Source organism: Candidatus Obscuribacterales bacterium (genome assembly GCA_019744775.1).
Classification (GTDB): Bacteria; Cyanobacteriota; Vampirovibrionia; order Obscuribacterales; family Obscuribacteraceae; genus SBAT01.
Map to the genome: position 1 here is coordinate 290,653 of JAIETZ010000004.1, position 21,254 is coordinate 311,906.

The following is a 21,254-nucleotide window of genomic DNA, read 5'->3' on the forward strand; positions in this document are numbered from 1 at the left end:
CTTATTTGGTGCCTGGATCAATCTCATCGCCCAAGCTGAAGGCTTGCAGGCTGAATGGTTTTTCGTAACCAGGACCGAAAGCATTCTTGCCGCCATAGAGCAAACCCTCACCGGTGCCGACAATCAGCCCACAAGGAACGCTTAGGAAGCTGGCAAAGAAGTTAGGTGGAAAGTCCTCGTGTCCGCCAATTTTGTCAGCAAATGTCTTGGTAAATTCGCGAATCCTGACAGAAACTTGGCGGGTCAATGCAATTGGGGTGCCGACAACAACGGTCGAACCAACACTCACCAGGCGAACAGGCAACATCGCCGAATTCTTCATCATTTCACCTGCGCCATCGGCAATTGCTGGAGTAGATGTTGCTGAAAATAAAGTTGTTGCGGTAATAGCCGCTAGTAAGACTTTGCTGAACGAGATTTTCATCTGTGGAACCTTCACGGGGGACCTCCTTGACCTAAGCGTGAAAATGATAATGCTTAAATTGATCTTGGGGAAGTCTTGGAAAGTGGTAGTACAATTGCGCCCGAGCATTAAACCAACATCTTGACAATGACATCCTCAAACACAAAATATCACCGCAAAGGCTTTGGACTCAAAGACGAGGTCCAAGTCGAGCTAAAGCGCGAATACGAATCGGACCTCATTAGCCATATACGCAAGAGCGGGAATTCACTCGTTGTCGGCGATGTGACTATCAAATTAGCTCAAGCATTCGGCTTTTGCTGGGGTGTCGACCGCGCTGTCTCAATGGCTTACGAGACACGCAAGCATTTTCCAGATAGACGCATTTGGATTACCAACGAAATCATTCACAATCCTGTCGTAAACAATAACCTGCGCGGCATGGATATCAAATTCACCCCCGTGACAGACGACGGACAAAAAGACTTCAGCAACATAAGCGAAGGCGATGTCGTAATTCTTCCAGCATTTGGTGCAAGCGTCGAAGAGATGCAATTGCTATCAGACAAGTCCTGCGAAGTAGTTGATACCACTTGCCCATGGGTATCTCGCGTTTGGAATCGCGTCGGAAAATATACCGACAGCGATTTCACAGCTATTATTCACGGCAAATACAATCACGAAGAAACAATCGCCACGTCATCCAGAGCAAAGACTTACCTTATCGTCCAAAATATGGCTGAAGCCGAATGGGTTGCTAACTACATTCTCAACGGCGGCAGCAAGGATGAATTCCAGAAGAAATTCGCTAAATCCGTATCAGCAGATTTCGATCCGGACAAGCATCTTGCACGTCTAGGCGTTGCCAACCAAACAACAATGCTCAAAGGCGAAACCGAACAAATCGGCAAATTGTTTGAATCAACAATGATGCGCAAATACGGCCCGGACAAACTCAACGACCACTTCCTAAGTCCCGGCGACACCATTTGTGACGCTACCCAAGAGCGCCAGGATGCGATGCTGCAACTCGTCGAAGAAAAACTCGACGTAATGGTAGTCATCGGCGGCTACAACTCATCGAACACTGGACACTTGCAAGAAATCGCCGTCCACAAGGGACTGCCTTCGTATCACATTGAAAGCGCTGCATCCATCGGCCCTGGCAACAGCATCACGCACAAACCAGTCAACGACACGAAACTTGTAACAACCGAATCCTGGCTACCATCAGGTCAAATCACCATAGGCATAACTGCCGGTGCTTCAACGCCGGATCAACTTATATCCGATGTAATTGCAAGAATTTTAGAGGCTCGCGGTCTCTAATTTTATTACCGCGCTGCCAGAGAGACGGCTTTTGCCACTTCGGCTATTTTTGTCTCGCACTGACGCTGGCTTAATTTCGCATCGCCTACCAGCACAGCCACGACTAAAGTAGCGTTATTTGGTCCTGTGACAATGCCTACATCGTTTGTTGAAACAGTCACGCCAAAGGCATGCCTTCCAGTGCCGGTTTTGTTGGCGACTATCCAATTTGTAGGGAAGCCGGCACGCAATCTGTTTTGCCCGGTTTCGCAACGACGCATTAGGTCGATCAGATATGTCGTCGACTTGGCTGAGAGCAACTTTCCAGATTGCAGTCTTGAAAGCACACTACAAATTGAACGCGGCGTGCAGCTATCCAACATGTCTGCACCAACATGATCGTCATCATGCAGCAATAGCTCCATTTCAAAGCGATCAACGCGAATGTCTGAGAATTGCTCGTCTTTGAGGAATTTGTCGACTGAAGTTGGTCCACCTAATAGTTTCATTATTGTATCTGCCGCACCATTATTACTGCGGCAAACCGCCTTTTCCAAAAGCGAAGATAGAGTCAGACTCTTTGTTGTTAGCGCCAGTGGATCAGGAACATAGGATTCGCGAATTCTAACAACGTCGGATTGTGTAAGCGGAATCTCTTGGTTTAGCTTGAGCTTGCCTTCGTCAACTTGGCGCAACGCCGCCATGGCAATTATGACTTTAGCTACACTCTGCATACGGAAACGCTCATCACCATTCAAAAACCACGACTGTCCGGACTGAACGTCGATAACACCAACGCCCAGATTCCCTTTAAAACTTTTGGCAATCAAATTGACGCGTTGTTGCAGCGATGCAACATCAAGGGCGAAAGCAGCATTTGCATTTATCAGCAGCAAACATGCTATCAACAGAATTCTCACTAGCATTGATCGATTCTCCGCAATCTTATAGGAGTAGATGCCCCAAATATTGGCGAATACCCGCTACGGCCAGCACACCCTGACCAACCGCCGTTGCAATGCGCGGATAGCCTGGAGTAGTAATGTCGCCGACAGCAAAAACTCCTGGTAGCGAAGTCTTGCAGTAGTCACCGACACGGATATGCCCAGTTGAATCAGTTTCAATCTGGTCTCTAACAAATGCAGTGTTAGGAGCATACCCAATTTTTACAATCAGCCGAGTTGCAGGAAGAGTCTCCTCGACTCCACCATTGGATGAAACTTTTACTGCGGATAATCTATTACCAGTACCATCAGCAACAAGAGACACTACTTTTGTATCCAGCAATATCTTGATGCGGGGGTCTTCTTCCGCCTGCGACTTCCAATCAGAACGAGCTCGCAATTTACCGGAACGATTGAGGAGATAAACCTGCGGGCATAGCTGAGCCAGCTCCAGCGCATCTCCTACAGCACTGTCACCACCGCCTACAACAGCAACAGTTTGTCCCTTCATATGATCTAAACATTGACCTGTGCGATAAACAACATCAAGACCAAATTTGTTCTCATCTCCAACACCGAGTTTTGCAACACTGTAACCAGTTGCTAAAACAATAGTCTTGCCAATCAACTTGCGACCATTTGCAACAATTGTTTTGTCGACCAAATCAATCTCTTGGATGTTGCAATTTAGCTCATAGCTGAACTTCATTGCTTCCACCAGTTCAACCAACTTGCCGCGTAATTGCTCCCCCGACGAATAATTCCCACCAGCAAAATTACGCAATGGATTAGGCACATCACTCAACTGTCCACCGAGTCGACCCGATCGCTCAAGAATGACAGACGTCAATCCCGAGTCTTTCAATTCAGAAGCACAACTGATGCCGGCTGGACCGCCGCCAATAATTACTGCATCAAAGTTGTATTGCCCGACCATTGAAGTTAAGACCAATCTCACAATAGTGACAGAGTGGGAAATGCCGATTGTACCCAATGCTGAAGATGAATGAAAGCCTGGGGTGCTTAAAGGCAAATCATGCTAGCATAGCCCTGAAATCCTAGCCCCGTCTTGGTTCCAGCCATGTCACAAGTGTCTATTACGAAAGAATCAGTCCTCGCCCAGGCGCCATTTATGCAAGCCTGCCGCCGCGATAAAGCCTCCCGCACGCCAATTTGGCTCATGCGCCAAGCCGGACGCTTCATGCCCGAGTATCGCGAAATTCGCTCGAAGGTCAAATTCCTCGACCTCTGTAAAAATTCACAACTTGCCTCTGAAGTCACAGTTATGGCGGTTGAAAAACTCAACGTCGACGCCGCAATTATTTTTGCTGACTTGTTGCTTCTTGTTGAACCAATGGGACTCGGTCTGGAATACGCAGCAGGCGATGGGCCTGTTATTCATCAACCAATTCGCTGTCAGGCAGATTTAGAAAAAATCCAAAACGTTGATCCATACGAATCACTCGGCTACGTTTTCGAAGCAATCAAGCTAACACGCAAAGCATTACCCGCAAATATTCCATTGATTGGATTTGCCGGAGCACCATTTACAGTTGCATCCTACATCGTAGAAGGCGGCAGCTCACGCCACTTCCTCAAGACCAAGCAGTTGATGTACACCGACTCTGCAACCTGGCACATCCTGATGCAGCGCATTGTACAAATCACAATCGCTTACTTAATCGGACAAGTTGAAGCAGGTGCACAAGTCATCCAATTATTCGATAGCTGGGTTGGCTGTCTGTCACCGCAAGACTACAGAACCTACGTCATGCCACACAGCAAAGCAATTATCGACGCTGTAAAAGAACACGCTCCTGTAATCCATTTCGGCACAGGTACGGCGACACTCTTGAAAGACATGAAAGAAGCCGGCGGCGACGTCATCGGCTTAGACTGGCGCGTCGAACTCGATCAATCCTGGAAAGAACTCGGCTACGATGTCGGCGTCCAAGGAAATCTTGATCCTGCCATCTTATTCTCCGACAAAGAAGAAATCCGCAAACAAGCAACCCGCATTCTCAAACAAGCAGCAAATCGCCCAGGACACATTTTCAATCTCGGGCATGGAATTCTTCCAGAAACCCCAGTAGAAAATGTTCAGTATTTAGTCGAAACCGTTCGAGAACTCGGTTAATTCATTGAACGACTAGAAGAACTCACGCATCCGTTTGCGCCAGACGTGGTAGTTCGAGTAGTGGGTGCCATTTATGGTGACACCGAATGGTGAGAGTTGGTCCATCATTTGTTCGCTTATTTCGGCGCATTCTTGTGCGTTGACTTTACAAAGCGTTTCGATAACGTCATTCAAGTGAGGCATGCGGCTGCCGTCGGCTAGGCGGGTGCGGCAGGCGAGGCTGGCGCCCACGGCTAAATCAGGTGCGTAGATGCCGGCTTCTTGTTTTAGGTACTGCATGTTTTCTTTGTCGACCGAGCCGAGGAATGTACTGGCGACTCCTACGCCTGACCATAAGTCGGCGAGGCGGTGTTTTTCTTGTTTGTTGATGATTGCTACTAAGACTGGTAATTCGTGTCCGTGATTTATCCAGAGGAATCGACCGACACCTTGGTCGAAAATGTTTTGGTGCGTTTTTGAATCGCAGTCGTGCAACGGCAGCAAGCCTGAGGATTTTCCAACTTTGTGCAAGTGGTGCAGAAAGGCTTGCGTGAAGCCCATTCCGTCTACGGTCAACCAGGAAAACATACTTTCTTGAATGTCTTGATGGAATTGGCAGCGAGGCTTGATAAGTCCTATAGCCATGCCGCGTCCTAAATAGACTGCAGGTGTGTAGCACTGGTGAATTTGTTGTTTGAAGTGTGACCAGCGGGTTTTCTTTCCAAGCACGATATCGAGAATGGCTAGTCCCATCGCTGCAGCTTCGGCAGCAACTGATCTCCAGCGTACTTCGAGGTCGTTTACTTTACGTGCGAGTTCAAATGGATCAGATCCTTTGACGGACTGTCCTAAGAAGCGAAAGAAGACACCACTTAGCTTATTGGCGTCACTAACTGACATTAGCTCGTCAGCTAATGAGTGCAGCATTACCTGATCAACTTTGAATTGATGGGCAGCAGCTACGGAATTGATAAGCGTACCTAGCGCCATTGCGCTCTCCATACCACCCCCGGTGGAATTACTGGACGACAAAGTACCAGCACAAAATTCGTTCAATCTCGGCTCCTGGTGATTTTTAGTAAGTGTTGGGATCAAATTCCAAACCCAGAAGCCTTGCCCGCCTTGGGTTGGTGTGGATTAGTAGGTTTTAATCTTATGCTGACAACCAATTCTTGTCAAGTGACTATCAGACAATTTAATCGAGTTATTGAGCTACACCAGCCTGTGATGCCCGTTTCGCGGCACTTTCAGGAATTGCTTCCAACTCACTATTTCGGCTGTGGGCAGCCATTATGGTCAGAGCAACTCCCCGTACCAGGCTGACGAAGGTTAGGACTAAAAACAGCCCGAAAACCATGTGCATGGCTTGGGAGAAGCCATAGATTAAGGCGACTGCCATCCCGAAAGCTATCTGACCGCGGACTTTGATAGGAGTCGTTGCCGGGTCGGGAATCATATATAAGGTGAAGAGGATAAATGCGGCGCTGGTCATGGGCACCAAAGGCACCAAAAGCGGTACGCCGAAAATTAAGTGGCGAGCGACAGCTTGAATCACAAAGCCACCAAGCCAGGCTAAAACTAACGGAAGTCTGCCGGTGCAGAAACCGTGAATGAGAATTCCAGTAAATAGAATGACACCAGGTACAACCCAGTCCCAGACGCCGGTTACGTTTTCCGTGAAGTGATAGGGCGGCGACATGCCGACAAATGGGAAAAGCAATAAGGTAATTGTGATACCAAAGTTTGACGGGTTGAAGAAGTGTTGGGTGCGATTGCCAACCGGTGCGCGAAATAATAATTTAGAAGCAATCGAAAGTACCGCGGCAAACACAACAGGTATTAATTTCTCATTAGGGAATAAGAGCATGCCGCAGGCAAAGCCGGTAATCATTGCCGGCAGGAAGAAAGTGATGACACCGAATAAGTCATTGCCTATGCGTGGCTTTCTGCCGTTAGCCCAGCAGTCGACCAATTCCAAAACCAGTTGCGCAGCACAAGCACTGCAGACGGCAATAAACGGCGTTATCCAAGCTTGTTCAAAACCTAATACGGTATGACCAAGGACATTCAAGACAATCATCAAGACGCCGAAATACCAGAGAGCAAAAGTACGGCGGCGAGCATCCCTGTTAGGGTAGAAGTTGAGCGTCGCAATTGCAGGCTCTTGCTTTGGCGTAATTGTTCTTTGGTTAGTTACTTGTGTGGCCATGTTAGTTTCCTTTGACCTCACTGCCTAAATGCACCAGGTGATAACCCGGTTCAAAAGTGCGTTTTTCTTCATGGACTTTTCCCTTACTATCGCGCCATAAGAGATCAACCGGCACAGCTGTGTTCACATCACCCAAGCCGAAATGAATTTCACTACTGCGCTTACCGGAATGGCCGCTGCCACCATCTACTTGAGCAACAGCTTCACGTCCATCAGGGTAATGCAATTTGGCAATTGCACCTACGGCATTCAAGTTCTGCGGACCTTCAGTCAGACGCAACGATAGAAAATTATTCTTGTCATTGGAGTCATTGCGATAAAAATATGAAGGCTCCCACTGGTTTGCAACAGCAAAGTCCAAGTCACCATCACCATCGACATCAGCTATGGCTATACCGCGACTTACCATCGGGTCGGCAAGTCCGACTTCTTTGGTTATGTTGTAGTAACGTCCGTCTTGAGCGCGTACAAAGAACGCATTTGGTTCATGACCATTGATATCATCGCCTGGTTTAAACGATGGCCAGTTTCTTGCGTCATGCATCATCAGGTCGTTGCCGGTGCCTAGTGCTTGCAATTCCGGCCAGCGATTAGTCTTCCCTTTGAGGAAACCAGTTGCTTGCATGGCTTCCAGTTTGCCATCGTTATTGAAGTCGGCTAGTCGAGCATCCCAACCCCAGCCACTGCGCGATAGATTTAGATCTTCACTTGCCTGCTTGTACAAAGGAGTCTGGTTTTTGCCCTGAGGCTTACTCAGCCAGAGGAAGTGGCTTTCCATAAATCCATATTCGGCTGCAATATTGCTTACGTAAATGTCGAATTTGCCATCGTTATTCACATCGGCAAAATCAACGCCCATACCTTTGTAGGAATCGCGACCGAGCACGGAAGATGCAGGCGTCATCATGTCACGCTTGCCTTCGACAACACTGAAATTGAGCGTGCCTGGCTTCGACTGATTCAAAAGAAGCCTATCGGGTCCAAGGTCATTTGCCAGGTAAATCTCAGGTAAGAGGTCACCGTTGATATCAGCTGAAGCTGCAGCGACTGTCCAACCACGCAAGACATCATCGGCAAGATTTGATTTAACTTCCTTGTAGCCGTCTTTGCTCCAAAGAAGAAAATGCTTCAAACCGCCGTTGTAAGACCTTGATTTGGAGTCGTGGAGTTCTTCCTGTCCTTTTGCTCTTGCATCAAGAATGCGCGAGCCGTCTTTGAAGTAGTTGCAGACGAGCAAGTCCTTGTGACCATCACCGTCAAAGTCAGCCTGTGTTACAGCACAGCTAAACCAACGATTTTCGTCAGCGTTTGGTCCGGCAATTAGTTCTTTTGGAATAAAAGCAGTCTTAGCTATCTCACCCTTCTGGTGAAGAAAAGCAATTGGTGTGCGTCCCCAATAATAGACAAGGACGTCTTGCAGTCCATCTTCGTTTAGATCGCATATCAATGCACCCATTGGTGCCATGGTGGCATCGACTAATTTGTCAGCATTGAGAATGGTGAGTGGATAACGTTGTTTCGTGCCCGGCACGCAGCCAACTAAAATGGCATCAGTTCGCGGGTCGATAAAGCAGTAGTCGTTATCGAGACCATCGCCATCAATATCGCCTAAAGCAATCGATGAACCGGTAGCGGAAATCCAGGCTGATATGCGCTTAAGACTTGGATGTACCTGGCGGACGACTTTCACACCCGAATTTGGGTATTGTGAGGGCTCAGGCATGGGCAATTTTGTAAACTTGAAGCCGGAGGCTAAATCAGCCTTTGCCGAGGCGGAAAGTCTATTCGGCTGCGCGGCAGCCCAGGTCAGCACGACCAGGAGGACGGCTAAAATACGGGCGGCATGAGGCTTCAAGTTCGGCATGAAAGCTCCCTTCAAGCATATCCAGGTGAACGATAAACCAGATAGGCAGGTAAGGCAAAGGTGCCAGGGATTTTAAGTTTTTAATATACGTAATAAGTGCTGATTAGACGGGCGTCTTCTAAGAAAATGTTGTACATGGAAGTTTCGGGGGAAACCAGCAAAAGCAAACATGTCGTCATTGTAGGTGGCGGCATCTCCGGCTTAGCCGCGGCTTACAAGCTCCTTGAATCAAATCCAAATCTTAAAATCACTGTCTTAGAGGCAGGAAATAGATGTGGCGGGGTCATTTCCTCTTTACGGCAAGGCGAACTAATCCTGGAGGAAGGTCCCGATTCCATTCTGACACAAAAGCCTTGGGCGCTTAATCTCATTAAGCGACTGGGTTTGGAAAAGCACGTAATTGAAACGGAAAAAGAAAATCGCCGAACTTATGTTGCTTGGGACGGAAAGTTACATGCGTTGCCGGAAGGTTTCATCATGTTGGCGCCAACCAACTTTGTCACATTTTTTGCCTCGACGTTATTCTCACCGTTAGGCAAATTGCGCATGGCACTCGAGAAATTTTTGCCGCCTAAAAGTGACCATGGTGATGAGTCATTAGCCAACTTTGTACGCCGCCGATTCGGCAAAGAAGCTCTTGAGCGAATTGCACAACCAATGATTGGTGGCATTTATACAGCCGATCCGGAAAAGCTTAGTCTTAAGGCAACGATGCCACGATTTATGGATATGGAAAAACAACACGGTAGTGTAATTTCCGGATTGATGAAGTCTGACAGAAAAGCGTCCGGCGCTCGCTATAGTTTATTCATTGCGCTTGATAAAGGGCTTGGATTGCTTGTTGACACACTTGTTTCAAAATTACCTGCTGACTCCATTAGAACCAATGCTGCAGTTGCCGGAATCACTAAGGACAACGCAGGATTCTCAATCAAGCTAATAAATGACGAGACTATTCATAGCGATGCTGTGATTATTGCGACGCCGGCAATTCAAGCAAGTCAAATGCTTTCTTCCTTTGATGCTAATTTATCGAAGCTCCTTTCGCAAATAGAATACGCGCCATCTGCCGTGCTCAATCTCGTCTACAACAAATCAGATGTTCCTAACTTCAACGGATTTGGTTTTGTCGTGCCGGCAAAAGAAAAGAGTTCAATCATTGCTTGCACGTTCGTAAGTCAAAAATATGCAGGTCGTGCTCCGCAAGATACAGTTCTCATTCGAGCATTTATGGGCGGTGCACTAGCCAAAGAGGTTTATGCTCAAAATGACGAACAGCTTGTTGAAAGCGCAAAAAAGGAATTGAAAAAATACCTGCACATTAATGCTCAGCCCAAACAAGCAAAATTAACCCGCTATCCAAGCTCAATGCCGCAGTATCACTTGGGTCATTTAGAACTCATCGCCGATATACAAAAACTATCCGGCGCGTATACCGGATTTGCGCTTGCCGGAAATTACCTGCATGGGCCGGGCATTCCAGACTGTGTTTTAACTGGCGAAACTGCAGCGGAATCTGTCTTGGAAATGCTCACATTAAAAGGCGAATTACAGTCGTCAATCGGTTAACATGTTCGTGGCGTTAAGGAGTCAAAATGCCACGCAATTTACCGGTCGGCAACGGGACAGTGCTCGTCAACTTTGACGAGACATATACGATGCGGGATGTTTATTACCCGCACGTTGGCGAAACCAATCAAACCTTTGGTCATGCATCGAAGTTTGGAGTCTGGGTCGACGGCGAATTTGCCTGGATGGGTCCTGACTGGATTAAGGATCTCAGATACCTGGACGAGACTTTGGTCACCGATGTGCGCATGCGTCATGAACGCTTGGGCATTGAACTTATTTTTCATGACACTGTCGAATTTCACCTTTGGGTTGTCTTGCGTCATGTGACTGTACGCGATCTCAGAGGTCAAAAGCGCGATGTACGTCTCTTTTTCAATCATGACTTTCATATTTCTGAAAATGATGTCGGCGATACGGCTTATTACGATCCGGCAAGCCAATCGGTAATTCACTACAAACGTGATCGTTGGTTTTTGATCAATACCTTCAATGGACAGTCAGGCGTGCAACAATTTGCCTGCGGAAAAAAAGAATTTGACTGTTTGGAAGGCACCTGGAAAGACGCTGAAGACGGACAACTTTCCGGCAGTCCTATTGCGCAAGGTTCAGTTGATTCAACAGTAGGCATCAATCTCACCGTTGAGCCAAACGGCCAAGCCGAAGCATACGAATGGGTCTGTTTTGGTATCAACTACGACAAAGTCATAAAGTTAGATTCCATAGTTAGACGAAATCCTGCCTTTTACATAAGAAGGACAAGAAATTATTGGCGGGTATGGGTCAATAAAGAGAATCACGAGTTTGGCGGATTGCCGGAAGACATCGTCGATCTTTACAAACGCAGTCTTTTAATTCTTCGTACCAACATTGATGACGGTGGCGCCATTATTGCGGGCAACGACGGAGACACGATAACTTTTGCGCGCGACACTTATTCCTATATGTGGCCGCGCGATGGAGCCTTATGTGCCTATGCCTTAGGACTGGCCGGCTTCAGGCAATTACCACAACGCTTCTTCGATTTTTGTTTGTCTGTGATTGGCGAAAAAGGTTATCTATTCCACAAATACAATCCTGATGAAACTGTGGCGTCCAGTTGGTTACCATGGTTTCGCAATAGCGTACCGGAACTTCCCATTCAAGAAGACGAGACAGCGTTAGTTGTCTGGGCATTGTGGAAACACTTCAGGCGTTTTCGTGAAGTAGAGGCATTGAAACCCCTATTCCGCAAACTGATCATCAACACTGCTGAATTTCTCATCGAGTATCGCGACAGCCAAACTCATTTGCCGCATCCGTCGTATGATCTTTGGGAAGAGCGTTATGGTGTGCATCTATTTACTGTTGCTTCGGTAATCGGCGCACTAGAAGCAGCTTCCAACTTCGCCTATGAATTTGGTGAAGACGAAGCAAGCGCCCGCTTTAGGAAGTCCTCCGAAGAAGTACGCGAAGCAATGATCAAATACATGTGGAACGAAAAGGAAAATCGCTTTGCCCGTATGGCGACTCGCTCCGGTGACGGCTACGAACTCGACATGACACCGGATGCGGCCAATTATGGCTTGTTCGCTTTTGGTGCTTTACCGGCAGATCATCCAAAAGTTGCCTCCACAATGAAGGCAATTGAAGATGAGCTCTGGGTCAAGACCGACATTGGCGGCATCGCTCGCTACAAAAACGATCTTTACTATCAAGTCTCCCAAGACACGGACAAGATTCCAGGTAACCCCTGGTTTATCTGCACAATGTGGCTGGCACAATATCGGATAGCCACGGCTAAGTCAGAAGCCGACTTGGACAAAGCCCTGGACATCATTAAATGGGTGAAAAGCCACGCCCTGCCTTCCGGAGTGCTTGCCGAACAAGTTCATCCGTACACCGGTGAACCTCTATCGGTCGCCCCACTTTCATGGAGCCATGCTACCTTAGTTATGTGTGTTCATGAATATCTCGGTAAGCTGAAAGCCCTGAAGGACAAAGCGGCAAAATGACCAGAGACACAACCAAAGAGAATGCCAAAAATTTTCCTGTGTTAGACGAACTGCACGACGCTGACGATTTAAGACTGAAAGAAGGTCCGGTGTTGGCCTGCATCGACATGGGCACCAACTCTTTTCACATGATTGTCTGCCGAGCATCGCACGAGCACAACCATTTTGAAGTCATTACTCGCATGCGCGAAGCGGTCCCATTCTTCCGCACTTCACTAACCGAGCACGTCATTGATCCCGAATCAGAAAAACATGCCATTCGCATTTTGCGCCGCATGCGTGACCACGCTCACGAAAAAGGCGCGCGCACAATAACGGCAGTAGCAACATCAGCCGTACGCGAATCCCGCAACGGAGCCGAGCTTCTCCGCAAGATTCGCCAAGAGCTAAATATTGACGCTAAGCGCATCTCCGGCCGAGAAGAAGCACGACTAATTTATTTGGGTGTTCTTTGGCGGTTACCGAAACTCACAGGACAGTTTGCAATTGTCGACATCGGCGGCGGTAGCACGGAAATTATCGTAGCCGATCGCGCGCGCACGATATTTTCTGAGTCCTACAAGTTAGGCGCTGCGCGTTTGACAGCTCAGTATTTTCCAAAAGACAAAGTTACACCAGAAGCGTTGGCGGCACTTCACGATGAAGTACGCGGCATGTTGCGTCCCTGTGCAGTGCAAATAGCTGCTTGCGGCGGCTTCAATCAGTTAATTGGCACATCCGGCACTATCTCAGCGTTGGTGAAAATCAACAGAGCCATGCACAGCAAAGATAGTTCGTCCGACAAAGAACCAGTTCACGGAACTAAACTGACAATAAACAACCTTGAAAAAATAGTCGACTACATTGAAAAGGCAAAGCTTGCCGGCATCAAGATAAAGGGTGTTAGCAACGACAGAGGCGCCACAATATTGGCTGGAGCAATTGTTTTGCTTGAGACCATGCGCTCATTAGGGGCAAACAGTCTTGAATATTGCGATGCGGCTTTGCGTGAGGGTGTAGTTGTCGACCGCTTCGTGCGTGGCGGCTGGTTAGAGTCTGGTCTTACCCAGCACCGAAATCCACGTGCCAACAGCGTTCACGAACTTTTGACCAAATATGGCAGCAGCAGCGAGCACACTTCGCAGGTAGCCAGGCTGGCGTTGGCAATTTTCGATCAGAGCCATGGCAAAATGCATCAATACGATGAAAGTGTCCGCGGTATCTTGTGGACTGCTGCCATGCTGCACGACATCGGCACCTTCATTGCCCGCAAAGGACATCACAAACACTCGTTCTACCTTATTAAAAACGGCGGTCTCCTGGGACATTCCGAAGAAGAAATTGACCTCATCGCCTGCATTGCTCGCTACCACCGAGGCAACGAACCAAAAGAGTCTCATAGTGAATTCGCGGCACTAACTCTGGAAGAGCGTAAGCTAGTTGCCGATATGTCGGCAATATTGCGCATTGCCGAGGCGCTAGATCGCAGTCATCGCCAGATAGTCCGCTCAATCAAGTTGACTTTCGACAACGACAAGAAAAATAAGGGTCCCCAGCACTTGCTTATCAATGTCAGCACAACAAAAAATGCTGATACAGCGCCGGAATCCTGGGCATTTGAAGAGAAAAAACCCGTTTTTGAAAAGCAATTTGCCCTGACCGCTGAGCTGCAGTTTATAGACTAGCTTTCAGTCCACTGTGTTCGGCTGCAACTTTGCTTTGCTCTTTTTCAGCAGCTTTCTTCACGTTGCTGAGACGTCTCTGCAATTTCTTGCTGGTGATGTCGTCCATAAACATACGTGGCACGTTCAAGCCCAAATCAACGTAAGAAGTTAGCGTCAACTCGCTGCAACGGTTGCTATCCAGCGGAGTAATTTCCCAGCTGCCTTCCATTGCTTTGAAATGGTCGGACTTGAGCAACTTGTACTCAATTTTGTGATTCTCCACTTCCTTATTGCTCATCACACAAACCGCTGTTCCAATGACAGGCAGAATGGCGAATTTTTGCTCGAGAGTGACTTCGGGTCCGTTCTGGCTTAGGACTTTGCTGTAAGCCAAGTCAGGATCGTGACTTCTTTCTTCGTGGATGGCTCGCCAGACAACTTCAGGGGTGGCATGTATATGGATAGATGCCGCCATGGAATTGCCACCGGCTTGTCTTGGTTTTTTAGATACTTTAGCTTCTTCACTAGCTTGAGCAATTCGGCAATAGCTTTTTGCGAATTCCTGATTGGGTTTAGTCTTAGCCTCGGCAGCAAACATGCTACCCAGCAATACTACGCCCGTTGCCAAAGCAACAATTGTGCTCTTCATTAGATTACCTCAACCGCTTTATGTTTACCGCGCAAAAAATAACACCGCTTGGCTCAGCTCGAAGCACTTTTATTCAGCATACTTCAAGCGACTCTTGAAATGTTATGTATAGCAAATCGACGCTTGAAAAGTCAATTTGTGCCCGAAATTAGATAAGTTTCCAAAAGACTCGAATTACACGCCCAGTGGGATAAAGACAGGTACCAGTCGGCGCCACTTTAATTCTTCAGCATACTGTTTGTACTGTTCACCAAACGTCTTAATTAGGAGCTGTTCTTCATATTTGGCTCTATTGAGCCAAAGTGGAGCAACTAAACAAACGGTTAGCAAAACAGCCGGCAAGCTCAAGCAAGCGATGGATGTACCGAGCAAAGACTGGATGATGCCGGAATAAGCCGGGTGCATAACCACTCCCAACAGACCGTCCTTGCGAATAGTCTGATTGTGGAGAACCTCAGCATCTGTCGAGAATGACTCGCCCAACGAGTACCAGCCGCCGATCATGAATATCAAGCCGCTGACGAAAATTGCCACGCCGAGCCAAGAAATAGCATCTTGGGCAGCTTCCGGCAGGAGGGCAGCTTGAGTCAAAAGCGGTGCGATATCCCAATTCAAAACTCCGTCACGGCAGAGGTGGGCAGGAATAATAATGAGTACCGTCAACAAAGAAGCCATTTGAGGAGCACGTTGAATAATATAGTTGTGCTCGTAGATTTTTCCTTTTCCGCGTCTGGAAAATCCTCTGTAGAGGACTGGCGTTGCGGCACAAATGCCGATTAGGACAAGAACAAGGGTTATTACAGTTGATAGATGAAAGTGCATTGTTTCCTCAGCAGCAATTTGTAGATTATAGCTTAAACACGCTGTCAGCTATTCCAGGATTGAGTCGGACATTTTTCCAAAGGGAATAGGTCCAAAGTTGTCCTTCCTGGTAATCGACCCAATAGCAGGGCAATAAGTTCCCTGGGTCAACAGCAATTCGCTTCCAAAGTCTCTTCGGAGAAGTTTCATAGAGTTCAACAACGAAGTATTTCTTTCCATCTTGCCACTCAACAGGGTCAGAGGTGACTTTGCTAATTTTTCCGTCGTTATAAACATATTTTTTTAGGGCTTGAGCCAATGAGAGAAAGTCCGAATCTACCATCGGCCAACCATTGATGCTCAGCAAGTAACTTGAGCGATCGGAGACTGTGCCGGAAAAGATGGATAGCACACCGCCCAAATGTCCTTTTACTTTGCCTGGTTGTGTCATTACGGCAACAGATCCGTCATTAGCTCCATCGGTTACTTCAATACGCATTTTGCGAGGCTTTTTATAATTCAAGTTGCCGCGCTGGCTTATTACCCGGCTCTTCTTAAAGACGTTCATTTCATAGAGAAACGAGTAGTCATTCAGGTCATCAGCTGCCTTGACCATACGATCAATGAAGGGCTTGCCGTCTTTGTCGGCATCACTGGTATATTGCTTAGCTGCCATTTGTTTGACTAAGGACCATGTGCCATTTTGCGAGTCAACATCAGCGGCTGCGCAGGCAGGGATGAGAGTCGTCCAGCCGACAGTGGCAAGAATTACTAGTAGGTAGCCGATATATCGCAAATTTCTGCTCATAAACAATTGACGCCTTTGGTAGCCGCTGGCTACATTATTTCATAGTGTTGGCACCGAGTATGAAACACTGCTCAAACTGACGTTAGAAATAGTTGCCAAGAGCCCATTTCAGTGGGATTTTCAACAATTCGAGCGGGTATAGTCATCTTAGTCCCAGAAAGGCTTCGCCGCCCGAAAGGCTTTCCTCAACGATGGAAAAGACAAATAAAGTAACCATTTCCAGCTATCAGGCAACTGACGGCACGACCCTTTCTTACAGATATTGGGCAGGACGCCCCGGCAGACCGGTGTTGGTCCAACTGCACGGAATAGAAGGGCATAGCGAGTGGCTGGAACCTACAGCCAATATTCTTAATGACGAAGGGATGACAATTTATGCCCCGGATAGGCGCGGGTCGGGGCTCAACAAAGAAAACAGAGGGCACTTCACCAGCAATAAACAACTGCTTTCAGACGTCCAGGAGATGCTCTATATCGCATCCAAAGAAGATGGACCCTTGTTTCTTGTAGGCAATTGCTGGGGAGCTAAGCCGGCGGTTGTACTCATTAGTCAGTGGCAGCAAGGCAAAGTCGAATTACCCAATATCAGTGGACTCATTTTGACGTCACCGGCGCTGGTTACAAAAGCTGATCTAACTTTCCCCCAAAAGATAAAGGTCGCTTTTGAATGGATCTTTGGCATCAAATCGCCTATTGCCATTCCGCTCACACCGGAAATGCTCACGGACAACAAGCCATATCTCGATTACATCATTTCTGATCCTAATCGATTGACGGAAGCAACCGCAGCCTTTTTCGCACAGACATTTTTCCTCACTGAGACTGCCAAAAGACAAGCTAGTAAAATAAGTCTGCCCTTGCTTGTCATGCAAGCAGGACGTGATGACATCGTCGACACGGCAGCTATCGAAAAATGGTTTTCACAGGCGTCATCGACAGATAAAACCTACAAGAATTTTTCCTGGATGGCACACAGTCTTGATTTCGACGTAAAAGCTGATGAATACCTAGATTTACTAATTAACTGGATCAACCAACATTCATGAACATACAAAGAGTCGACGCATTTGTCATTCGCTTGCCGTTTCGATTTTCTTTCGGGCACAGCATCGCTTCAAGAGCATATTCCGACAACCTTATCGTGCGTGTAGAGCTTGAAGATGGAAGTGTTGGCTTCGGCGAAGGCATTCCACGCGAGTATGTAACCGGCGAAACAATCGACGGTGCGCTTGTTGATGTGAGCACATTTGCCGCAAAACTACGCGGGCAAGATGCTGATGATTTTCACAGCGTCAAACAACTCATTCATGATCTGGCAGAAGAAGAAGGACTAAGTCAACGTCGTTCAGGAGCAGCTTTTTGTGCTGTAGAGCTGGCGGTGTTGGATGCTTACGGCAAATCATTTAAAACGCCGGTGGCACTGGAACTGGGCGAAATTCAACAAGAAAGTGTGCAGTACGGATCAGTCATACCATTCGGCAACAAGAAAATAATGGTGGCGCTTCTCTGGTTCTACAAGCTCTGGGGATTTAAGACAGTCAAGCTGAAAGTCGGCGGCACTCTTGAGGACGATTTGGCGAAATTGAAAATAGTGCGTCAAATAATGGGTGAAGATGCGATTATTCGCGTTGATGCAAATTGCGCCTGGGATGTGGAGCAAACTCTTACCGCAGCTGATAAATTCCAGGCATTCAACGTGGCTTCAATTGAACAGCCGATAAAAGCAGAAGATATTGATGGACTGTCCAAAATCGTCGCCAATGTAAAGCAAGAGATAGTCGTCGACGAAAGTTTATGTACGCTCGCAGATGCTAAAGAATTGATTGCGAAAAGAGCCTGCGGCGCATTCAATATTCGTATTTCGAAAGTCGGCGGTTTGCTGTTGGCTCAGCAAATGGCGCAACTGGCCAGGCATTCGGGACTCAGCGTGCATATGGGCGCGCAAGTTGGCGAAAGTGCAATATTAACTGCGGCTGGTAGAATATTTGCTGCAATTGAGCCGCCGTGTAAAAACTACGAGGGGTCTAATAACAGTTGGCTGTTACAACAAGACATATCTCGTGAAAACTTAACAGTGTCCTTACGCGGAAGGGGCAATATAAAGTTAGCAGATGGCCTAGGCCTTAATATATTGCAAAATCGAATAACAGGTCTTACACGGAAACAGATGCCAGATGCTCACGCGACCGATAAAGTGTCGCTCCCCAAGTAGAGGTTATAAGTTGGTACTTCGCAGTTCGTTAGTAGCAGTGGGTCAACTGCTTAGATCTATAAATCACGTCAGACCTTTTGTAGCCGGTGCAGAGCATCCTCGGCGGACGCAAGAGGCTAAACTGCTGAAAATTATCAGACAAAATCAAGAGTCAATTTACGGGCGTAAGCACCAATTCGACAAAATCAACAGCATCGAAGATTTTCAACGTCTCGTACCGGCTAACGAATACGAAGACCTGGCACCGTATATTGAAGCGGCGATGAATGGTCACAAGCGACAGCTGACTGTTGAAGATCCATTCATGTTCGCCACCACAAGTGGTACCACTTCAAAACCGAAATTCATTCCTATCACTGAAACGCATATGCAGGATTATATCCATGCATTTCAGTTGCACAATTACCACCTAGCCAAAGATTTCCCAAATGTAGCAACAGGCAGTTACTTGATCCTAACGAGCAACGATGAAGAAGGCAAAGTTGCTTCAGGCGTTCCTTATGGTGCCGTTTCCGGTGTTCTCAATCGCCGTCAGCCATCGATAATCCGTCAATTCATGACCTTGCCCTACGAAATGTGCAAGATAAAGGACATCGACTTAAAGTATTACCTGATGCTGCGCATTGCCTTAGCCAAAGATGTAACCGCATTGCTTGCCTGCAACCCATCAAGCATGATTTTGCTTGCCGATCAATTGCAAGAACATGCCAGCGATTTGATATCCGACATTTACAGTGGTACTGTACGCGAGTCATATCGTCCGCCGGCTCATTTGGCCGACGCGCTTGCTCCGCATATCACCATGAACAAAGAAAGAGCGCGGCAGTTAAGTGCTCTTCTGGACAAGCACGGCACACTTTTACCGAGCACTGTCTGGCCGAATTTGGAAATGCTGTCCTGTTGGAAGGGCGGACCAATGTCCTTCTATCTGAATCAATTGCCTGAATACTACGGCAACGTGGCAATTAGAGATTTCGGCTATATGGCTTCTGAAGGTCGCGGCTCAATTCCAATACAGAATGATGGTGCCGGCGGAGTCTTGGCACTCACATCGCACTTCTTTGAATTTGTGCCCGAGCTGACAATGGAAGCCGGACAACCAAAATTCCTTACAGCTGATCAGCTTGAGCTGCACGGACGCTACTACATTTACTTCACGACATCATCCGGCATTTACAGATACAACATCAATGATGTTATTGAAGTTGTCGGCTTTTACAACCGCACTCCTATAATTCAATTCATTCGCAAAGGCATGGGCATCAGTTCCATAACTGGTGAGAAGTTGACGGAAGAGCAGGTTAAGATTGCCTTGTCATATGCAGTCAATCAATTGCAATTGAAACAAATTCAACACTTCACCGCTGCTGTTGAACTTGATAAACCACCTTATTACACCCTTTACGCAGAATTGAAGAGTGATCTTCCAGAACCTGTACGCAATGAGTTTGTCCGTGTATTTGATCACTCGTTGCAAGCGCAAAATCTGGAATACCAGGATAAGAGACAGAGCAAGCGACTGGGAACCCCGGTTCTCAACATAGTGCCGCCTGGTACATACCTAAAATTGAGACAGCAGCGTGTTGCCGAAGGAGCTCCAGAGGCACAAGTTAAGATTCCGTTGTTAAGTTGCAGTACCGATTTCAGCAAATCTCTTGCTACACTAGCCATGGCGGAAGATTAGGAATAACGCTGACAGGAGCTAGCCCTAACAATGGACAAAACAACCGTTTTGGTAACCGGAGCCACAGGTCTGGTAGGTTTTAACGCAGTCAAACACTTGCTCAGCAAAGGTTTTATGGTTAAGGCCCTGACAAGAAGTTCAAGCAATGTCGCTGATTTGAAAAGTCTTGGCACTACCGGACAATTGACAATTGTGCAAGCAGATCTTGACGACAAGGCTCAGCTAGTTAACTGCATGAAAGGCGTAGATGTAGTAGTTCATGCCGCAGGCTTTGTTGATCCCTTGGGCAAACGAGCAGACATCTATAAAGTAAACGTAGAAGGAACAGGAAATATTCTTGCCGCTGCTGAAGAAGCAGGCGTCAAACAATTGATTCATATAAGCAGCTTGTCGGTAATTACCGGACAAGGCGACCAATATGGCTTGTCGGAAAAAGCAGAACTCAAATACTGCGGCGAAGCTTACGCTGATTCAAAAGTAGATGCGGAAAAATTAGTCACTTCGCAAAACGGCACTATCAATGTCACCGTATTACGTCCAGGCTTCATTTACGGTCCGAAAGAAAAGGCTTGGATGCCACGCTTGATAAATTCAATTGCCCAAGGCAAAGCAATGCTGATAGACGGCGGGCAAAAAGAAACGAACGTCATTTACGTAGGCAATCTTAGCCAAGCAATTGAACTGGCGATATTAAATGAACAAAGCTTCGGGCAAGTTTACAACCTAACCGATGGCGAAAGAGTAAGCAAGAAACAACTCTTTGATGCAATTGCCGATGGTCTTCAATTGCCCCGTGTCACTCGAGTGATACCGTCAGCTGTTGCGCGCACGGCATGCGAAGTTGTTTCAACAATTGCTCCATTGCTGCCTCTTTCAGCACGCAAAGGACTTTCCCGTTATTCACGAGCTGCTTTTAGATTGGCAGGCGTCAATCAAGGATTTGATATCAGCAAAGCTGAGCGCGAATTGAACTACACTAACCGCGTTCCCTTTTCGGAAGCAATGAAATTGACACTAGCTGATTTCGGCGCCAAGAAGGCGGGATAGGAA

General features: G+C 47.3%; 18 protein-coding genes. 9 read left to right on the top strand and 9 right to left on the bottom strand.

The genetic code is table 11. The annotated features are described in order from the left end of the window. Position 1: 1 nt before the first annotated feature. The gene (locus K2Y22_10810) at positions 2-439 is read right to left on the bottom strand and encodes a hypothetical protein (protein MBX9878936.1); all 438 of its coding nucleotides are present in this window, start codon (positions 437-439) and stop codon (positions 2-4) included. A gap of 111 nt (positions 440-550) precedes the next feature. Between K2Y22_10810 and K2Y22_10815 the strand changes: the two genes are divergently transcribed. Further along, positions 551-1,732: a 4-hydroxy-3-methylbut-2-enyl diphosphate reductase gene (locus tag K2Y22_10815; GenBank protein MBX9878937.1), complete on the top strand. Its 1,182-nt coding sequence runs from the start codon at positions 551-553 to the stop codon at positions 1,730-1,732. Positions 1,733-1,737: 5 nt separating this feature from the next. On the opposite strand, the gene bla is transcribed toward K2Y22_10815, so the two are convergent. After that, complete coding sequence (gene bla / locus K2Y22_10820) at positions 1,738-2,637, bottom strand: class A beta-lactamase (protein MBX9878938.1); 900 nt, start codon at positions 2,635-2,637, stop codon at positions 1,738-1,740. Positions 2,638-2,656: 19 nt separating this feature from the next. Beyond that, positions 2,657-3,592 carry an NAD(P)/FAD-dependent oxidoreductase gene (locus tag K2Y22_10825; protein MBX9878939.1) on the bottom strand — a complete coding sequence of 312 codons (936 nt, stop codon included), beginning with the start codon at positions 3,590-3,592 and terminating at the stop codon, positions 2,657-2,659. A 144-nt stretch (positions 3,593-3,736) separates the two neighbouring features. Here K2Y22_10825 and hemE point away from each other — a divergent pair, with 144 nt between their 5' ends. Continuing rightward, positions 3,737-4,792 carry a uroporphyrinogen decarboxylase gene (hemE, locus tag K2Y22_10830; protein ID MBX9878940.1) on the top strand — a complete coding sequence of 352 codons (1,056 nt, stop codon included), beginning with the start codon at positions 3,737-3,739 and terminating at the stop codon, positions 4,790-4,792. A 12-nt stretch (positions 4,793-4,804) separates the two neighbouring features. Here hemE and K2Y22_10835 read toward each other — a convergent pair whose 3' ends face one another. The 3 genes from K2Y22_10835 to K2Y22_10845 form a co-directional block, all read right to left on the bottom strand. Then, entirely contained in the window at positions 4,805-5,827 is a 1,023-nt protein-coding gene (locus K2Y22_10835) for a DUF1702 family protein (protein MBX9878941.1), read from the bottom strand. A 148-nt stretch (positions 5,828-5,975) separates the two neighbouring features. Next, positions 5,976-6,980, bottom strand: a complete 1,005-nt coding sequence (locus tag K2Y22_10840; GenBank protein ID MBX9878942.1) for a hypothetical protein — start codon at positions 6,978-6,980, stop codon at positions 5,976-5,978. Between the two features lies 1 nt (position 6,981). Next, on the bottom strand, positions 6,982-8,844 hold the full coding sequence (locus K2Y22_10845) for a CRTAC1 family protein (GenBank protein MBX9878943.1): 1,863 nt from the start codon (positions 8,842-8,844) through the stop codon (positions 6,982-6,984). Positions 8,845-8,979: 135 nt separating this feature from the next. On the opposite strand from K2Y22_10845, the gene hemG reads away from it, so the two are divergent. Genes hemG through K2Y22_10860 form a run of 3 tightly spaced genes read left to right on the top strand, consistent with a single transcriptional unit; the run spans position 8,980 to position 14,071 of the window. Continuing rightward, the gene (gene hemG, locus K2Y22_10850) at positions 8,980-10,413 is read left to right on the top strand and encodes a protoporphyrinogen oxidase (GenBank protein MBX9878944.1); all 1,434 of its coding nucleotides are present in this window, start codon (positions 8,980-8,982) and stop codon (positions 10,411-10,413) included. A gap of 26 nt (positions 10,414-10,439) precedes the next feature. Continuing rightward, positions 10,440-12,407 carry a glycoside hydrolase family 15 protein gene (locus K2Y22_10855; GenBank protein MBX9878945.1) on the top strand — a complete coding sequence of 656 codons (1,968 nt, stop codon included), beginning with the start codon at positions 10,440-10,442 and terminating at the stop codon, positions 12,405-12,407. Next, positions 12,404-14,071, top strand: coding sequence for a Ppx/GppA family phosphatase (locus tag K2Y22_10860; protein MBX9878946.1), 1,668 nt, complete (start codon positions 12,404-12,406; stop codon positions 14,069-14,071). Before K2Y22_10855 ends, K2Y22_10860 begins: the two co-directional genes overlap by 4 nt. On the opposite strand, the gene K2Y22_10865 is transcribed toward K2Y22_10860, so the two are convergent. From K2Y22_10865 to K2Y22_10875, 3 genes are all read right to left on the bottom strand, one after another. Then, the gene (locus K2Y22_10865; GenBank protein MBX9878947.1) at positions 14,061-14,699 is read right to left on the bottom strand and encodes an SRPBCC family protein; all 639 of its coding nucleotides are present in this window, start codon (positions 14,697-14,699) and stop codon (positions 14,061-14,063) included. The two genes, K2Y22_10860 and K2Y22_10865, sit on opposite strands and share 11 nt — an antisense overlap. A 174-nt stretch (positions 14,700-14,873) precedes the next feature. Then, complete coding sequence (locus K2Y22_10870; protein MBX9878948.1) at positions 14,874-15,521, bottom strand: isoprenylcysteine carboxylmethyltransferase family protein; 648 nt, start codon at positions 15,519-15,521, stop codon at positions 14,874-14,876. A gap of 25 nt (positions 15,522-15,546) precedes the next feature. Then, the gene (locus tag K2Y22_10875) at positions 15,547-16,308 is read right to left on the bottom strand and encodes a hypothetical protein (protein ID MBX9878949.1); all 762 of its coding nucleotides are present in this window, start codon (positions 16,306-16,308) and stop codon (positions 15,547-15,549) included. A 191-nt stretch (positions 16,309-16,499) separates the two neighbouring features. Here K2Y22_10875 and K2Y22_10880 point away from each other — a divergent pair, with 191 nt between their 5' ends. Genes K2Y22_10880 through K2Y22_10895 form a run of 4 tightly spaced genes read left to right on the top strand, consistent with a single transcriptional unit; the run spans position 16,500 to position 21,251 of the window. After that, a complete protein-coding gene (locus K2Y22_10880) occupies positions 16,500-17,354 on the top strand; it encodes a lysophospholipase (protein MBX9878950.1) in 855 nt (284 codons plus the stop codon). Beyond that, positions 17,351-18,520, top strand: coding sequence for a hypothetical protein (locus K2Y22_10885; protein ID MBX9878951.1), 1,170 nt, complete (start codon positions 17,351-17,353; stop codon positions 18,518-18,520). The genes K2Y22_10880 and K2Y22_10885 overlap by 4 nt, the downstream gene beginning before the upstream one ends. A 10-nt stretch (positions 18,521-18,530) precedes the next feature. Further along, positions 18,531-20,204 (top strand): GH3 auxin-responsive promoter family protein, encoded by a 1,674-nt coding sequence (locus K2Y22_10890; protein ID MBX9878952.1) that lies wholly within the window; start codon positions 18,531-18,533, stop codon positions 20,202-20,204. A 30-nt stretch (positions 20,205-20,234) separates the two neighbouring features. Beyond that, positions 20,235-21,251, top strand: coding sequence for an SDR family NAD(P)-dependent oxidoreductase (locus K2Y22_10895; GenBank protein MBX9878953.1), 1,017 nt, complete (start codon positions 20,235-20,237; stop codon positions 21,249-21,251). The last annotated feature ends 3 nt before the right edge of the window (positions 21,252-21,254 follow it).

What these genes read in the sequence shown, in the direction of transcription:
- K2Y22_10840 (MBX9878942.1), bottom strand. Translation starts at nt 6,980, where the DNA reads ATGGCCACACAAGTAACTAACCAAAGAACAATTACGCCAAAGCAAGAG.
- K2Y22_10880 (MBX9878950.1), top strand. Translation starts at nt 16,500, where the DNA reads ATGGAAAAGACAAATAAAGTAACCATTTCCAGCTATCAGGCAACTGAC.
- hemE (MBX9878940.1), top strand. Translation starts at nt 3,737, where the DNA reads ATGTCACAAGTGTCTATTACGAAAGAATCAGTCCTCGCCCAGGCGCCA.
- K2Y22_10855 (MBX9878945.1), top strand. Translation starts at nt 10,440, where the DNA reads ATGCCACGCAATTTACCGGTCGGCAACGGGACAGTGCTCGTCAACTTT.
- K2Y22_10860 (MBX9878946.1), top strand. Translation starts at nt 12,404, where the DNA reads ATGACCAGAGACACAACCAAAGAGAATGCCAAAAATTTTCCTGTGTTA.
- K2Y22_10825 (MBX9878939.1), bottom strand. Translation starts at nt 3,592, where the DNA reads ATGGTCGGGCAATACAACTTTGATGCAGTAATTATTGGCGGCGGTCCA.
- hemG (MBX9878944.1), top strand. Translation starts at nt 8,980, where the DNA reads ATGGAAGTTTCGGGGGAAACCAGCAAAAGCAAACATGTCGTCATTGTA.
- K2Y22_10885 (MBX9878951.1), top strand. Translation starts at nt 17,351, where the DNA reads ATGAACATACAAAGAGTCGACGCATTTGTCATTCGCTTGCCGTTTCGA.
- K2Y22_10865 (MBX9878947.1), bottom strand. Translation starts at nt 14,699, where the DNA reads ATGAAGAGCACAATTGTTGCTTTGGCAACGGGCGTAGTATTGCTGGGT.
- K2Y22_10875 (MBX9878949.1), bottom strand. Translation starts at nt 16,308, where the DNA reads ATGAGCAGAAATTTGCGATATATCGGCTACCTACTAGTAATTCTTGCC.
- K2Y22_10895 (MBX9878953.1), top strand. Translation starts at nt 20,235, where the DNA reads ATGGACAAAACAACCGTTTTGGTAACCGGAGCCACAGGTCTGGTAGGT.
- K2Y22_10845 (MBX9878943.1), bottom strand. Translation starts at nt 8,844, where the DNA reads ATGCCGAACTTGAAGCCTCATGCCGCCCGTATTTTAGCCGTCCTCCTG.
- K2Y22_10870 (MBX9878948.1), bottom strand. Translation starts at nt 15,521, where the DNA reads ATGCACTTTCATCTATCAACTGTAATAACCCTTGTTCTTGTCCTAATC.
- K2Y22_10815 (MBX9878937.1), top strand. Translation starts at nt 551, where the DNA reads ATGACATCCTCAAACACAAAATATCACCGCAAAGGCTTTGGACTCAAA.
- bla (MBX9878938.1), bottom strand. Translation starts at nt 2,637, where the DNA reads ATGCTAGTGAGAATTCTGTTGATAGCATGTTTGCTGCTGATAAATGCA.